The organism is Sphingobium sp. TomTYG75, from assembly GCF_054771635.1.
The window spans coordinates 1962060-1976288 of the sequence record NZ_BSRE01000001.1 but is presented as its reverse complement, the minus strand read 5'-3'; the positions used below and the strand labels follow the sequence as shown (position 1 = coordinate 1976288).

Genomic DNA, 14229 nt, shown 5'->3' with positions numbered 1-14229 from the left:
ACGTCACGGCACGCGATACCAAGCGGCTACCCTCTCCAACGCCAGCGTCAGGACCAGCTTGCCCGCCCTGCTTGGCCATCCGAGCGCCCGCTCCGCCGCGACCAGCCCCTCGCCAGCGCAGGCAACCCGCCATAATATGTCGCTAAGCCCCGGCCCGGCGGCGGCGATGGCGGCATGGAAACGCTCCCGCGCGGACAGTTGGGCCATGCTGGGATCGGGCGCTCCTGAGCCACTCCTTGGGCCACCGATCGAAGGCGCCGCGTCCCATCGCATGGTGACACGCGGACCAAACCCCGCCTTCTCCCAGTCAGCGCGCAACAACTCCCCCGCCCTGAAATAGCGCTCACTCAGGTGACCGCGCGCATGCAGCCATGCCAGCGGTGATTCGCCTAAGTTCACTGCCACTGTCTGGACATGTCCTGCGGGGTCCTCGATCTTCTGCTCCACATATTGGCTTCGCATCGGCTTCCTCCTTATGCATGAATGATGCGAAGGGGCTTGCCACGACGAACCATTTGTAGGAAAGACGAAAAACCAAATAGGTGAAAAATCGGGAATAGGCATGATCACCCGGATTAGAGAAGTTCGAAAAGCCAAGGGTTTGACGCTGGAGCAAGTCGCGGCGCTTTGCCGCCCTGCAACCACTGCGCAGACGATAGGCAGGCTGGAAACCGGCACGCGAACCGTATCGGTCAACTGGTTGAACCGCATTGCCGACGCTCTGGGCGTTGGCTCGTCCGAGTTGGTGGCGCTGCCGGGTCAAAGCGTGGTGCCGGTCGCGGCGCTGCTCGGCCCCGAGGGTGCCCGCGCGCCCACGCGGAGCCTGTCCTTCCCCCCACCCGTGCCTGCCGACGCAATGATCGGCGTCCAGGTCTCGGCCAGCATCGGCGATTATCGCAGCGGCGATGAAATCTGGTGCCGCCGCATCGGCCCGGACGAATTTGCAAGCGCGCTCAATCGCGACATATTGCTGCCACGCCATGCCGGACGCTTCGTCTTTGGCAGACTGATCGGACGAGAGGGTGACAAGTTGCAGATACTGCCGCTCGGAAGTGGGAGCCGTCAGCAGGTGATCAGCGACCCACCCTGGGGCGCCGTGGCGGTTCAGTTGGTGAGACAATTATAGCCAAAGCCGTGCTTCAGCCCTAACTCTCGATTAACCGCGATGCCTTAAGGGGGACAGCATGACGCTGAATGTCCTTACGCTCTCGACCCTGTTCCCGGACATGAGCCGTCCGAATTTCGGGGTGTTCGTCGAACGGCAGGCGCGGGAACTCGCCAGCCGCCCCGATGTCAATGTCACGGTGATCGCGCCGCTCGGGGTTCCGATCTGGCCGATTGGCCTTGGCAATCAATATGCGCCGCTCCGCGCCCTGCCGCGCAAGGAACGCTGGCAGAACCTCACCGTCTATCGCCCGATTTTTTCGACGATCCCGAAGATCGGCGCGCGCTACAATGTCGGCAGCATGACGCGCGCGATCTTGCCGCTGGTACGCCATCTGCATGAACAGCAGCCCTTCGACGTCATCGACGCCAGCTTCTTCTTCCCCGATGGCCCCGTCGCGCAGCGCCTGTCACGCGCCCTCGGCATCCCCTATTCCGTCAAGGCACGCGGCGCCGACATCCATTATTGGGGCAAACGGCGCGACACGCGCGGCATGGTAAAACGCGCCGGGGCGGAAGCTGCGGGCCTGCTCGCCGTGTCCAGCGCAATGCGCCGGTCGATGGTCAAGCTCGGCATGGACGCGGAAAAGATCCGCGTTCACTATACCGGCGTCGATCTTGATCGCTTTGAACTGGCCGATCGCGCCGCCGCCAAGGAAGCATTGGGCTTTGAAGGCCCTGTGGTTCTGTGCGTCGGCGCGCTCATTCCACGCAAGGGACAGGAACTGCTGGTGCAGGCGCTTCCGCGTCTGCCCGGCATCACTTTGCTCTTCGCTGGTCAGGGTCAATATCGCCGGGCGCTGGAAAAGCAGGCGGAGGAACTGGCCGTCGATCGCCGCATCGGTTTTCTGGGCTCGGTCCCGCATGACCGGCTGCCGCGCATCTATGCTGCCGCAGACGTGATGGCGCTGCCCTCCTCCTCTGAGGGGCTCGCCAACGCCTGGGTCGAATCGCTCGCCTGCGGCACGCCGATCGTCATCACCGATGTCGGCGGAGCGCGCGAACTACTCGACCGTCCGGAAGCGGGCCAGATCGTTGACCGCGACCCTGAAGCTATCGCGGCCGCCATCGGAGAGATTCTCTACAACCCGCCCGAGCGCGAAGCGGTGCGCGATGCGGCACTGCGCTTTACGTGGGAGGCCAATGCCGACCTTCTGCTCCATCATCTGAAGGGCATCGCCCGCAACGGCTAGGCCGGGTGGAGGGGTTCGCCTGTGAAGGACACCCCCCGCCCCTCTCAGATCATGGGCCGCAAGCCGCAACCGACGGCGCTCGGCATCAGTGTAAATCGGTCACTTCTGGCAGGAAACAATGGCAGCGATCACGGACAGCGTCTCTTCCGGGTCACGCACGCGCACCGTGTCCAGCCCCAGTTCCTTGGCCGGATAGTCATTGCCGCCCGGAAAGATCGCGTCGCCAATAAACATCATCGCATCCAGAGCGATGCCGCTCGCGTCGCGCAACTTCTTGAGGCCATAGGCCTTGTCCACACCTTCCCGCGTGATGTCGATCGATGTCGCGCCACCCATGTTGATCGACAGGCCGGGCAGACGCTCCCGCAAGTCGGCCTGGATGATGCGGCGCTTGGCAAAGTCGGGGTCCCATCCCTCCTTCGCATGAATAGGAGCCTGCTGCCCCAGCGCGGAGAAGGTGATCTGGCTGCCCCGATCCTCGATCCGTTCGCCCCATGTTTCTTCCGGCACGAAACCGGTCGCTTCCAGCGCCTGATCGAAAGCAGCGAAGATGTTCTGCTTCTGCGCTTCGTCAAATAATTCGGCATAGACCGGCGTCCATGCGCCTGCCTGATGCGTGAAAAGCTTGGTGCCGGTCGTCGGCATCAGCCACAGGCGCGACAGGTCCGCGCGGCCGGGCAGGCGGCTCGCCACCTGCTTGTTGAATTGCGGCCAGTCACCCCCGGAAATCACGGCAACATGCGCGACTGTCATCAGGTCAGCCATCGCCTCCCCCATCTCTTCGCCCAAAGGTTGCTTGCTTTCCGCCAGCGTTCCGTCGAGATCAAAGGCGATCAACTCTTTCATTTGGGCAAGCTCCTGGACTCCATGTCGGCGCAGCTATCATCAATTGAGCGATCGGCAAATGCACGGAAGTGAGGAAATGATGCAGCACATGTCGTTGGAAATGGGAAGCGATTGGCTGCTGCTCGACCGTGGCCAGAGCTCGGAGGTTTTTCATATTGGCGACGGAAAAGTCATCAAGATCTTCCATCCCGCCGTGTCCGAAGACATGATCGAGCGCGAAAGGGCGGCTGCCACACTGGCCGATTCCCTCGGCCTCCCCACCGCCGCACCCCGCGCGCGCGTCGAGGTCGATGACAAACGCGCCCTCATCTATCCAAAGATAGACGGCCCATCCGTCGCCAGAGCCATTCGCAAGAAGCCCTTCTCGGCGGCCTCCCTCCTCCGGGACATGGCTCGCCTCTTCCATAAGATGCACGGTCGCTCGGCATCCGGACTGCGCACGGTGAAGTCCGTGCTTCAAACCGATATCGAATATGGCCCGGCGCCCGATCGGCTCAAGCGCGCCGCCACCGATTATCTCGCGCGCCTCCCAGAGGGCAATCAACTCCTCCACGGCGACTTCCACATCGACAATATTCTGGTCAACGATGGCGGGCTGGTGATCCTCGACTGGGCGAAGGCCGCGATCGGCGTGCCCGCCGCCGATGCCGTCAGGAGCGAGATGCTGATGCGGTTCGGCGAGGGCCCTGCCGACCCCATCACCAACATCTGGCGCGACTGGGCCGCCCGTCAGCTTGGCCTCGCCTATCAAAGGCAAAGCGGTGTCACGCCCGATCAGCTTTCCCGATGGCGCCCCATCGTCGCGCTAGCATGGCTCCGCGCACGCCCTCCCGTCCGCAATGCAGCTTTCACCCGCTATCTGAACAACGCCCTACGCGGCGCGCGAATCCGGTCTTCAGCTGACCCGCGCAAGATTGATCCGCCGCACTGGTCCATCCGAACGGCGCTCCCCCTGCTGCCTTTCTTCGCAAAGCCGCTCCACGGCATTGTTCACCAGCATATCGAGGCCCTGATCGCTTAGCAGGCCGCCCCGGATCAGGCATCGATCGATCAGCACCCGGCGGAACGCCGCATAGAGAGTCTGGTCCGGCGCGCCCGGATCGAGCCAGAATTCGTCCAGCGTCCCCCTATAAACAACGCCGGGCACCTTGTAGACAGCATGTCCCAGCACCAGCACCGGCTTACCCTTGTTCAGCGCCAGCGTACCCACCGTGCTGTTGACGGTCACCACGCCAAGCGACCGGCCCACCACCTGCGCGATGTCGAGGTCTGCAAGATAATAGACCCGATCCGCGACACCATATCGGGCTGCGAGCCGCCGCGTCAGCCGCTCCCAGGCGACCAATCCCGAATCCAGCGGATGCCGCTTCACCAACAGGTTAGTGCCCTCGGGTGCATATCGCGCGAAGCTTTTGATCACGAACCTCAAAGCCGCGCGCATATTGCCGAAGGGCGAATGCACGCGAATCTGATAGTCCGAATCCAGCTGTAGCGGCAGGGCGAAATAGGGCTTGTCCTTAATCTCGTCCCACTGGGTCCGCGACAAACGCACGTCACGCTTTCGCAGCATCAGCTTCTTGAACCATCCCGCCGCCTCCAGCAGGAAGCTTTGCGGCCGATGCGTCCGGTAAAAGGGAAAGACCGGCCACATCATCGCCGACGCCAGTCCGTTGCGCGTCGTATTCACCGCGCGCCTGCGGAAGGTCGAAGGAATTTGCGGCTCCCGCCCGCCCTCCGGCGGCAGGCCCAGCGCCTGATCCAGATACCATTGCGGGTCGAGCGGCAGCGTTGAATTGCCGTTCACCCCGTCCTCTTGCAACGTCATGAAATCCGGCCGGATATAGCCTTCCTCCAGCACATGGACGCGCAAGCCCCGCAGCCGCGCCATCTTGTGCGCGGACGCATGATAGGGGCGGCAATCGCCATACAGGATCAGGTCGGTGACGCCATGCTGGACGATATAATCGTCAAAGAAGAGCGGCCAGTTGCGGAAGGAACCACGATAATCGGTCGCTTCGCCCGGCCAATCGACCTTGTCGCCGCCGTTGATGTTGATCCGCAGCGCGCCATGCCCCCGCGCCCGCAAGGCGTCCGCCAGCATCGCGAAAAAGGGTCCATGCGGTCCCTGAAGAAAAAGGAAGGTCTTGGCTTGGCCGTCAGCCATGGAGATGCTCGGCAGACAAAGTCATAAATCTTCTAATTTTCCCCTGTAGCGTCCGCATTCGGATCAGCCATGAAATTGATGACGTCGATCCACTACCCAAACGCTCCACCATGATTTCGGGGCCGCAGGGCAGACCTGTTACCGGGTCGAGGTAACGTGGATAGAGAATCAGGGCGGCCGCCACAAGCTGGTCGATCGTCAGCTTGCGCCCTCGACGCGGATTGGGCTCGGCCAGGTCTCGCGTCAGGCCCCATCCGGCGTAGAATGGCATGCCATGCACCGTGACAGGCCGGTCTCGCAGCAGTGCCTCGAACCCGGTGAGCGATGACAGCACATGCACTTCGTCCACCGCCTGCACCAATGTCATCAGCGGTGCACCACAATCGAGCGCGTCGGCATGTTCATGCACGACGGCGTCGCTCAAATGCCCGCGCCGCAGCCCGGCTTGCACATCGGGATGGGGCCGGTAGATGATATGGGCATCCGGCTCAGCCCGCCGCGCCCGCTTCAACAGGCCCAGATTGCCCTCGACCCCAGCGCCGCCAAGCTGGACCGACAGGTCATCCTCCACCTGCCCGACGACCAATACCGTGCGCTTGGCGCTAGGGAGGCTGGGCATCTGGCCACCATCCTGCCCATATTTGGTGACGCCCGTCGCCCGGATCGTCGCGCGAAGTCGACCGGCGCGCTCCACTAGCGCCGGTGAAAAAGCATGTGTTGCAAGCAACGTCTCAAGATCGCTGGGCCCGCCCGCATCATAATAAATGCCAGACCGGTCGATGACGACCGACCCCGGCGGCGTCAGCGCAGCCCCCAGCCCCTTCGACCGCAAGAAGCCATCCTCCACCCGCGCAACCGCAATGTCCGGCGCGTCCGCCTGCAAGGACGATGGCACCCGCGATGGCCAGACCGCCAGCGCTCCGCCCTCGCGCCTTGCCCGCCGCACCCCGGCGCGTGGGGAAAGGAAGGGCGGCGAACGCACCCCATCCCATAGGAACCGCCTTATCGCTTCGCGCTTCCAGAAGGCCATGCCGCTGGCGGCGGTGATATGCCGGTTGCCTTGCAGATGGCGGCCCCACTCCGCCAGTTGCGCGACGGCTTGCTCGACGCCCACCACCTGGCCGCTGAAACAATCCCGGTAGCTGGCCGCCGCGACCGCGCGCTTTGCCGCCAGCCGAAGCCGTTCAGGCGCGATCACTTCCCCATCAGGTCCATGCACAGCAACGCCCAGCATCCCCGCAATGATCGCCAGCTCATCGTCGGCGGCCGCGTGGACGGAGCGCGCCTGCGCCACCAGCGCCCAGGGATCATATTGTTTGCCGGAAGGCCGCGCTGGCAGAATGACGATCTCATCGCGCTTCAAGCCCTCGCGGGGAAAACGACACCCCGCCCGCGCCACCAGCCTCACGCCCTCGCGCTGGCGAGCCCAAAAAGCGCCGCCAACCCGCGCCGCCGCGATCTGGTCGATAACGCTGTCCGGAACCTCGTCCGGTTCGCCCGGCTTGTCGCGCAGGATGCTCACCGCCGCCACGCGCGGGGCAATTCCGGGAAAGGGCGGCGATCGCAGGAAGGGCAGCGGCGTCACTTCGTCAAATCCCGTCCGCACCCGGCAGAAAAGCAATTGTCCACAAAACTTTCATGCGCACCCCCGGCAGGGACGTCAAGCGGGCGCGGTAGCCGTCACATCGTCCAGCAATTGCATGATGATGTCGAAATAGTCCCGCCATTGTGGGGCGCGCCAGGCGTTGATGCGCGCCATCTGCGCCGCGCGTTCGGGCGAATCCGGCAGCGCATAGGCTTCGATCAACCGCATCCAGCCCAGCCCGTCCAGCGGGTCGAGATAGTCCGGGGCCTCTCCCCCAACTTCCCGATGCGCGACGATGTCGCTGCAAATCACCGGCACACCCACCGACAGCGCCTCGATCACCGGGATGCCGAACCCCTCCTCAAACGAAGGCATCAGCATCGCCCGCGCCCCCGCGACCAGCGCGTGCATTTCCGTGTCCGGCACGCTGCCCGCTTCGATGACATGGCCGCGCAGGATTTCCGCCCGCTCCAGCATGTCGACGACATTCTCATTTTCCCAGCCACGACGGCCGATCAGCACCAGCACTGGAGCCCGATCGCCCAACCGCTCCACCAGACGCCGCCACAGATTGAGCAGCAGCAGGTGGTTCTTTCGCGGCTCGATCGTGGAGATGTAAACGAAATAAGGCCGCGACGGCACCTCATGCCTATCGCCCCCAAAAATATCGGGCGGGTCAGAGCCGAAATGAGCGACGCACAGGCTGCGCCCTTCCATGCTCCGCGTCATGAAGGGGCCAAGCGCATCGATCGTCGCCTGGCTGTTGCCGATGATGCCATCGGCATAGCGGTCGATCGTGCGAATCCGCCGCCGATGTTCCTCCGCCCCCTGCGGCCGCGCGAACTCCGGATGGGTGAGCGGGATGACATCATGCACCAGCGTCACGAAACGCGCGCCTTCCGCCCGCAGGATCGCGCCCACCTGAGCCGGGTCGTCCAGATGATGGGGCGACACTTGCAGATAGACGCGCGGGCTGCGGGCACGGGGAACCGGGCGGGGACGCAGCGCGATCAGGTGACGGATCACCGCGGCCCGGCTCGCCGCCTCATCCTTGGCGCTGCTGTTGCGCCAACGCGCCGCCGTGAAGGCCAGAAACTGCCGCACCGCCGCACTGTTCAGCCGCCCATAATAGCCGCCCGCCGGATGCACGGCGGCAAAGGCCAGCCGCTCCGGTATCCGCTCCAGCAACTCGCGCGCATAGACATATTCGACCCGGTCGATGCCGGTCGGCGCCGCATGGAAGCTGCGCGACAATAGGCGCGAAATGTCGAGGATGATCTCCGCCTTGCCATCCGCAGCCGCGACATAGCTTCTTGCTGGTTTCGATCGCAACGCCAGCCGGGCGCCGGGCGCCTTGAACGGTTTCAGCGCCATGTCAGCGCTTCTCCATCGGCTTTGTCATGAAATTCGCGCGGCTCAGAACTGGGCACGTATCTCTTCCGCCAGCGCTTCGAGGGCAGCGGGATCAGCGAAATTGCCTTGGGCATGGGCGGAAAAGCCCATCGGCCCACCCTGCCAGCGCGGCACGATATGAAAATGCAGGTGAAACACGGTCTGCCCGGCAGGCGCGCCGTTGAACTGGGCGACATGGATGCCGTCGGGATCGAGCGCCTTGGCCGTCGCCTTGGCGACTTTCCTCACCGTGGCCATCACCTGCGCCAGCGCATCCTCCTCGATCTCAAGGATGTTGCGCGCCTTCGACCATTTGGAAATGACCAGGCTGTGTCCCTTCGACTGCGGCTGGATGTCGAGGAAGGCATATGTATACGCATCCTCATACAGCTTGGTCGACGGGATCTTGCCCTGAAGGATCAATGCAAAGACATTGCCTTCGTCATAGGTGCCCTCAAGGCTCATGCCGCGTTCCTCAGCTCAGATAATGAGCCGTGGTCTTAGCGGCGACTTCCTCCGCCGTCACGCCCGGCGCGAGTTCAACGAGCTTGAACGGGCTGTCATGGTCGGCGCGCATGAACACGCACAGGTCGGTGACGATCATGTCGACCACATTCTTGCCGGTCAGCGGCAGGGTGCAGGCCGGGATGAACTTGGGCGTGCCGTCCTTGGACGTATGTTCCATGACGACAATGATCTTCTTGACGCCCGCGACCAAATCCATCGCGCCGCCCATGCCCTTGATCATCTTGCCGGGGATCATCCAGTTCGCGATATCGCCATTTTCCGCGACTTCCATCGCGCCCAGCACGGTCAGGTCGATATGCCCGCCCCGGATCATGGCGAAGCTATCGGCGCTGGAGAAATAGGCGCTGTTCGGCAATTCGCTGATCGTCTGCTTGCCCGCATTGATGAGGTCGGCGTCTTCGTCACCCTCATAGGGAAAGGGACCGATACCCAGCATGCCATTTTCCGACTGGAGCGTCACTTCCACGCCAGCGGGAATATGATTCGCCACCAGCGTCGGGATACCGATGCCCAGATTCACATAGAAACCGTCCTTCAGCTCCTTCGCCGCCCGCGCGGCCATCTCGTCACGGCTCCAGGCCATTATGCGGTCTCCCTCTGGCGAACGGTGCGGAATTCGATCTTCTTCTCGTAAGGCGCGCCGACGATCATGCGCTTCACATAGATGCCGGGCAGATGGATCGCGTCAGGATCGAGGCTGCCGATCGGCACCACTTCCTCGACTTCGGCGACACATATCTTGGCGGCGGTCGCCATCGGCTGGTTGAAGTTGCGCGCAGTCTTGCGGAAGATCAGGTTGCCGCTTTCGTCAGCCTTCCATCCCTTGATGATCGCCACGTCAGCGAAGATGCCACGTTCCAGGATATAGTCCTGCCCGTCGAAGCTCTTCACTTCCTTACCCTCGGCAACCGCCGTGCCGACGCCCGTCTTGGTGTAGAAGCCCGGAATGCCCGCGCCGCCCGCGCGGCAGCGCTCAGCCAGCGTCCCTTGCGGACAAAACTCCACCTCCAACTCACCGGCCAGATATTGCCGCTCGAATTCCTTGTTCTCGCCGACATAGGAGGAGATCATCTTCTTGACCTGCCGGGTCCGCAGCAGCTTGCCCAGCCCCTCGCCGTCGATCCCGGCATTGTTCGATGCGATAGTAAGGTCCTTGACCCCCGAATCACGGATCGCGTCGATCAGACGCTCGGGAATTCCGCAAAGTCCAAAGCCGCCTGCACAAAGGTGCATGCCATCGAAGAGAAGGCCCTCCAACGCAGACGCAGCATCGGGGTATAGCTTCTTGACCATCGCTTTTCCTCCTCCTGAATGCGTTTCGCCCATAGGAGGAAGCGGGCAGCCGGTCAATTTGCTGCAATGGCGAAAGTAGCGCTCCCGTGTTCCTGCGAACGCAGGAACCCAGTCCCGCCCTAACCTGGTCACTCCTGCCCGCGCAGGAGCACAAAGCGCTTAAATCAACCCGGCCAACGGGCTGGACGGGTCAGCATACATACGCTTCCCCATCCGCCCGGCGCGATAGGCCATGCGCCCGGCTTCGACGCCAGCCTTCATAGCCGCCGCCATCAGCACCGGGTCCTTCGCCTCCGCAATCGCCGTGTTCATCAGAACGCCGGTGCAGCCCAACTCCATCGCCTCTGCCGCTTCCGACGCCGTACCCACACCTGCATCCACCAGCACCGGCAGCTTCGTGCCCTCGACGATCAGACGGATCGTCACCCGGTTCTGAATACCCAGCCCAGACCCGATCGGCGCGCCCAGCGGCATGATCGCCACCGCGCCCGCATCCTCCAGCCGCTTGGCCGCGATCGGATCGTCAACGCAATAGACCATCGGCTTGAAGCCTTCCTTGGCCAGAACCTCGGTTGCGCGCAAAGTCTCCACCATGTCGGGGTAAAGCGTCCGCGCCTCGCCCAGCACCTCCAGCTTGACGAGGTCCCAGCCGCCCGCTTCCCGCGCCAGCCGCAGCGTGCGAATTGCCTCCTCGCCAGTGAAGCAGCCTGCCGTATTGGGCAGATACGTAATCTTCTTAGGATCGATGAAGTCGGTCAGCATCGGCGCCTTGGGGTCCGACACATTGACGCGCCGCACCGCCACGGTGACGATCTCCGCCCCCGAAGCCGCAACCGCCGCCGCATTCTGCTCGAAATTCTTGTACTTGCCCGTGCCCACGATCAACCGCGACCGGAAAGTCTTGCCCGCGACCGTCCAGCTGTCGTCATCCACCGCCGACACATCCCCACCGCCCACAAAGTGCACAATCTCCAGATCGTCGCCATCCTCGACGCACACCTGCGCCAGCGTCGAGCGCGGCACGACCTCCAGGTTGCGCTCCACCGCGACCTTTTCCGGCACGAAGCCGAGTTCGCTCGCCAGTTCCGCCAGCGTCATGCCCGCGCGCACGCGGCGATGCTCGCCATTGATGGAGATCGATACTGTTCCGTCAACGTGCAATGCTCTGTCCTGTCTCTTACGAAAGAAGGTGTCTCGACTTGGCGGGACACGAAAGGCTAAGGATTACGGCGCATATAGGGGCCACGACGCCCCTGCCGCAACATGCTAAGGGGGATTGCCATGGCCGACGCGCGGAAAATCTTTGTGTTGAACGGCCCGAACCTCAACATGCTGGGCACGCGGGAACCGGAAATCTACGGCTATGACACGCTGGACGACATTGCCGAGCGGATGGAGGATGCCGCCACCCGCGCCCATGTCGAAATCGATTTCCGCCAGTCCAATCATGAAGGCCACCTGATCGACTGGCTTCAGGAAGCGCATGAGGAAGGCGCGCATGCCGTCATCCTCAATCCCGGCGGCCTCACCCACACCTCCATCGCGCTCCACGACGCGATCAAGGGCATCAGCGTGCCCGTCATAGAGGTACACCTGTCCAACCCGCACAAGCGCGAGCCATTCCGCCACAAAAGCTATGTCGGCATGGCGGCAAAGGGAACGATCGCCGGTTTCGGCCCGCTCTCCTACATGCTCGCACTGGAAGCCGCGCTCGAGCTGTAACTCGTCGCTCAAAAGTTGCGCTTTGCCCCAAATGCGCATAGGCGCGGGCATCGCATAAGACATTTTACGGTCCAGGGACTTCAAATGAACGATAAGGCTGAAAAGGGCGCAATGCAGGTCGACGTGCAGCTGGTGCGGGATCTCGCCGCCCTGCTCGACGACACCAACCTGACGGAAATCGAGGTGGAGGACGGCGATCGCAAGATCCGCGTCGCGCGCAAGGCCGCCAACGCCGCCGCCGTCGCCTATGCGCCCGCTCCTGTGGCAGCCCCGGCCGCTGCCGCGCCGGTGGCCGCGCCCGCAGCAGCCCCTGCCGAAGCCGCAACTGCTGTTGCCGCCAACGCCGTTCGCTCGCCGATCGTGGGCACCGCCTATCTGTCGGCAGAGCCGGGCGCAGCGCCCTTCGCCGCCGTCGGTTCGACCGTGAAAGCGGGCGACACCGTGCTGATCGTCGAGGCGATGAAAGTCATGAACGCCATCACCGCGCCCAGCGCTGGCACGGTCAAGGCGGTGCTGGTCGATAACGGCCAGCCGGTCGAATATGACCAGCCGCTGATCGTCATCGAATAAGGCCGCGCGACACATGGCCATCGAAAAGCTGCTGATCGCGAACCGGGGCGAAATCGCGCTCCGCATCCACCGCGCCTGTCATGAAATGGGCATCAAGACGGTGGCGGTCCACTCCACCGCTGACGCCGACGCCATGCATGTGCGCCTTGCCGACGAAGCGATCTGCATTGGGCCGCCCGCCGCCAAGGACAGCTATCTGAACGTCGCGGCGATCATCTCCGCCGCTGAAATCTCCGGCGCGGACGCCATCCATCCGGGCTATGGCTTCCTATCGGAAAACGCCCAGTTCGCGGAAATCGTGGAAGCGCATGGATTGGCCTTCGTCGGCCCCAAGCCCGAACATATCCGCATCATGGGCGACAAGGTCGAAGCGAAGCGCACCGCTGGCGCGCTCGGCCTGCCGCTGGTCCCCGGCTCCGACGGCGCGCTCTCCAGCGTCGAGGAAGCAAAGGAAGTGGCCGCGAAGATCGGTTATCCGGTCCTCATCAAGGCAGCATCAGGCGGCGGCGGACGCGGCATGAAGGTCGTGCCGTCCGAAGACCTGCTCGAAACCTCGATGAAGCAGGCGGGCAGCGAAGCCAAGGCGGCGTTCGGCGACGACACCGTCTATATGGAAAAATATCTGGGTAACCCCCGGCATATCGAATTTCAGGTGTTCGGCGACGGCAACGGCAACGCCATCCACCTTGGCGAGCGCGACTGCTCGCTCCAGCGCCGCCACCAGAAGGTGCTGGAGGAAGCCCCCTCCCCTGTCCTTTCCGCCGCAGAGCGCGACCGGATGGGCGAAGTCGTGCGCAAGGCAATGGCCGACATGGGCTATCGCGGCGCTGGCACGATCGAATTCCTGTGGGAAGACGGCGAATTCTATTTCATCGAAATGAACACCCGCCTTCAGGTGGAACATCCGGTGACTGAGATGATCACCGGCATCGACCTTGTCCGCGAACAGATCCGCGTCGCCGAAGGCAAGCCGCTTTCGGTCGAGCAGGCGGATATCGAGTTCAAAGGCCACGCCATCGAATGCCGCATCAATGCGGAGGACCCCAAGACCTTCGCGCCATCGCCCGGCACCGTCACCAGCTATCATGTTCCGGGCGGCATGCACGTCCGCGTCGATAGCGGCCTCTATCAGGGCTACCGCGTGCCGCCTTACTACGACAGCATGATCGGCAAGCTGATCGTCTATGGCCGCACCCGCGAAGGCTGCATCATGCGGTTGAAGCGCGCGCTGGAGGAATATGTGATCGAGGGCATGAAGACCACGATCCCGCTCCACCAGAAGCTGCTCAAGGACCCCGAATTCCTGAACGGCGATTACACCATCAAGTGGCTTGAAGAGTGGTTGGCAAAGGACGAACAGGCGTGAAGGTCATCGTGGTATGAGGGCCACCATCTGGCACAACCCCCGCTGCTCCAAATCGCGCGCCGCGCTCGCGATCCTGGAGGGTACGCCGGGCGTTGAGGTCGAGATAGTGGAATATCTAAAAACCCCGCCCAGCCGCGCCGAAATCGAAACGGTGCTGACAAAGGCGGGCGTCCGTCCTTCCGAGGCGCTCCGCAAGGGCGAAGCCGTGGTGAAGGAAATCGGCCTCGACGTGACGGATGACAAGGCGGTTCTAAACGCGATGGCCAAGCATCCGATCCTGATCGAACGTGCCATCATCATCACGGATAAGGGCGCAGTAATCGCCCGCCCACCCGAACGGGCAAGCGAAGTCCTCTAAACAGCCTCCTCCTCCCCTCCCGCAAGCGGGAGGGGCCGGGGGTGGGCC

Annotated in this window: 15 protein-coding genes and 1 pseudogene; 7 read left to right on the top strand and 9 right to left on the bottom strand. The window is 63.3% G+C overall.

Annotation, left to right across the window (positions count from 1 at the left end):
- Positions 1-3: 3 nt before the first annotated feature.
- Positions 4-462, bottom strand: a complete 459-nt coding sequence (locus ACYU81_RS09990; RefSeq protein ID WP_460987503.1) for a DUF6456 domain-containing protein — start codon at positions 460-462, stop codon at positions 4-6.
- 100 nt (positions 463-562) lie between these two features.
- Here ACYU81_RS09990 and ACYU81_RS09985 point away from each other — a divergent pair, with 100 nt between their 5' ends.
- Together ACYU81_RS09985 and ACYU81_RS09980 are read left to right on the top strand one after the other, a co-directional pair.
- Positions 563-1126 carry a helix-turn-helix domain-containing protein gene (locus ACYU81_RS09985; RefSeq protein ID WP_449471217.1) on the top strand — a complete coding sequence of 188 codons (564 nt, stop codon included), beginning with the start codon at positions 563-565 and terminating at the stop codon, positions 1124-1126.
- A 58-nt stretch (positions 1127-1184) separates the two neighbouring features.
- Positions 1185-2357: a glycosyltransferase gene (locus ACYU81_RS09980; protein WP_460987502.1), complete on the top strand. Its 1173-nt coding sequence runs from the start codon at positions 1185-1187 to the stop codon at positions 2355-2357.
- A 99-nt stretch (positions 2358-2456) separates the two neighbouring features.
- Here ACYU81_RS09980 and ACYU81_RS09975 read toward each other — a convergent pair whose 3' ends face one another.
- On the bottom strand, positions 2457-3203 hold the full coding sequence (locus ACYU81_RS09975; protein WP_460987501.1) for an HAD-IIB family hydrolase: 747 nt from the start codon (positions 3201-3203) through the stop codon (positions 2457-2459).
- Between the two features lie 58 nt (positions 3204-3261).
- Here ACYU81_RS09975 and ACYU81_RS09970 point away from each other — a divergent pair.
- Positions 3262-3900 (top strand): annotated as a pseudogene (locus tag ACYU81_RS09970) (phosphotransferase family protein); the annotation flags it as partial.
- A gap of 198 nt (positions 3901-4098) precedes the next feature.
- On the opposite strand, the gene ACYU81_RS09965 reads toward ACYU81_RS09970, so the two are convergent.
- The 7 genes from ACYU81_RS09965 to thiS all read right to left on the bottom strand — a co-directional run bounded on the left by ACYU81_RS09965 (position 4099) and on the right by thiS (position 11326).
- The gene (locus ACYU81_RS09965; RefSeq protein WP_460987500.1) at positions 4099-5367 is read right to left on the bottom strand and encodes a capsule biosynthesis protein; all 1269 of its coding nucleotides are present in this window, start codon (positions 5365-5367) and stop codon (positions 4099-4101) included.
- The gene (locus tag ACYU81_RS09960; RefSeq protein ID WP_460987499.1) at positions 5360-6952 is read right to left on the bottom strand and encodes a capsular polysaccharide export protein, LipB/KpsS family; all 1593 of its coding nucleotides are present in this window, start codon (positions 6950-6952) and stop codon (positions 5360-5362) included. Before ACYU81_RS09960 ends, ACYU81_RS09965 begins: the two co-directional genes overlap by 8 nt.
- Before the next feature lie 75 nt (positions 6953-7027).
- A complete protein-coding gene (locus ACYU81_RS09955; RefSeq protein ID WP_460987498.1) occupies positions 7028-8326 on the bottom strand; it encodes a glycosyltransferase family 4 protein in 1299 nt (432 codons plus the stop codon).
- Between the two features lie 42 nt (positions 8327-8368).
- Positions 8369-8809 carry an HIT family protein gene (locus ACYU81_RS09950; RefSeq protein ID WP_460987497.1) on the bottom strand — a complete coding sequence of 147 codons (441 nt, stop codon included), beginning with the start codon at positions 8807-8809 and terminating at the stop codon, positions 8369-8371.
- A gap of 10 nt (positions 8810-8819) precedes the next feature.
- Positions 8820-9455, bottom strand: a complete 636-nt coding sequence (locus ACYU81_RS09945) for a CoA transferase subunit B (RefSeq protein ID WP_460987496.1) — start codon at positions 9453-9455, stop codon at positions 8820-8822.
- A complete protein-coding gene (locus ACYU81_RS09940) occupies positions 9455-10165 on the bottom strand; it encodes a CoA transferase subunit A (protein ID WP_460987495.1) in 711 nt (236 codons plus the stop codon). The genes ACYU81_RS09945 and ACYU81_RS09940 overlap by 1 nt, the downstream gene beginning before the upstream one ends.
- 159 nt (positions 10166-10324) lie before the next feature.
- Positions 10325-11326, bottom strand: a complete 1002-nt coding sequence (gene thiS, locus ACYU81_RS09935; protein WP_460987494.1) for a sulfur carrier protein ThiS — start codon at positions 11324-11326, stop codon at positions 10325-10327.
- Between the two features lie 120 nt (positions 11327-11446).
- On the opposite strand from thiS, the gene aroQ reads away from it, so the two are divergent.
- The 4 genes from aroQ to arsC all read left to right on the top strand — a co-directional run bounded on the left by aroQ (position 11447) and on the right by arsC (position 14181).
- Positions 11447-11887: a type II 3-dehydroquinate dehydratase gene (gene aroQ, locus ACYU81_RS09930; RefSeq protein ID WP_460987493.1), complete on the top strand. Its 441-nt coding sequence runs from the start codon at positions 11447-11449 to the stop codon at positions 11885-11887.
- An 84-nt stretch (positions 11888-11971) separates the two neighbouring features.
- The gene (gene accB / locus ACYU81_RS09925) at positions 11972-12457 is read left to right on the top strand and encodes an acetyl-CoA carboxylase biotin carboxyl carrier protein (protein ID WP_460987492.1); all 486 of its coding nucleotides are present in this window, start codon (positions 11972-11974) and stop codon (positions 12455-12457) included.
- Positions 12458-12470: 13 nt separating this feature from the next.
- Positions 12471-13823 (top strand): acetyl-CoA carboxylase biotin carboxylase subunit, encoded by a 1353-nt coding sequence (accC, locus tag ACYU81_RS09920; protein ID WP_460987491.1) that lies wholly within the window; start codon positions 12471-12473, stop codon positions 13821-13823.
- A 13-nt stretch (positions 13824-13836) separates the two neighbouring features.
- Positions 13837-14181: an arsenate reductase (glutaredoxin) gene (gene arsC / locus ACYU81_RS09915; RefSeq protein ID WP_460987490.1), complete on the top strand. Its 345-nt coding sequence runs from the start codon at positions 13837-13839 to the stop codon at positions 14179-14181.
- Positions 14182-14229: the final 48 nt, after the last annotated feature.

What these genes read in the sequence shown, in the direction of transcription:
- ACYU81_RS09990 (WP_460987503.1), bottom strand. Translation starts at nt 462, where the DNA reads ATGCGAAGCCAATATGTGGAGCAGAAGATCGAGGACCCCGCAGGACAT.
- ACYU81_RS09985 (WP_449471217.1), top strand. Translation starts at nt 563, where the DNA reads ATGATCACCCGGATTAGAGAAGTTCGAAAAGCCAAGGGTTTGACGCTG.
- ACYU81_RS09980 (WP_460987502.1), top strand. Translation starts at nt 1,185, where the DNA reads ATGACGCTGAATGTCCTTACGCTCTCGACCCTGTTCCCGGACATGAGC.
- ACYU81_RS09975 (WP_460987501.1), bottom strand. Translation starts at nt 3,203, where the DNA reads ATGAAAGAGTTGATCGCCTTTGATCTCGACGGAACGCTGGCGGAAAGC.
- ACYU81_RS09965 (WP_460987500.1), bottom strand. Translation starts at nt 5,367, where the DNA reads ATGGCTGACGGCCAAGCCAAGACCTTCCTTTTTCTTCAGGGACCGCAT.
- ACYU81_RS09955 (WP_460987498.1), bottom strand. Translation starts at nt 8,326, where the DNA reads ATGGCGCTGAAACCGTTCAAGGCGCCCGGCGCCCGGCTGGCGTTGCGA.
- ACYU81_RS09950 (WP_460987497.1), bottom strand. Translation starts at nt 8,809, where the DNA reads ATGAGCCTTGAGGGCACCTATGACGAAGGCAATGTCTTTGCATTGATC.
- ACYU81_RS09945 (WP_460987496.1), bottom strand. Translation starts at nt 9,455, where the DNA reads ATGGCCTGGAGCCGTGACGAGATGGCCGCGCGGGCGGCGAAGGAGCTG.
- ACYU81_RS09940 (WP_460987495.1), bottom strand. Translation starts at nt 10,165, where the DNA reads ATGGTCAAGAAGCTATACCCCGATGCTGCGTCTGCGTTGGAGGGCCTT.
- aroQ (WP_460987493.1), top strand. Translation starts at nt 11,447, where the DNA reads ATGGCCGACGCGCGGAAAATCTTTGTGTTGAACGGCCCGAACCTCAAC.
- accB (WP_460987492.1), top strand. Translation starts at nt 11,972, where the DNA reads ATGAACGATAAGGCTGAAAAGGGCGCAATGCAGGTCGACGTGCAGCTG.
- accC (WP_460987491.1), top strand. Translation starts at nt 12,471, where the DNA reads ATGGCCATCGAAAAGCTGCTGATCGCGAACCGGGGCGAAATCGCGCTC.
- arsC (WP_460987490.1), top strand. Translation starts at nt 13,837, where the DNA reads ATGAGGGCCACCATCTGGCACAACCCCCGCTGCTCCAAATCGCGCGCC.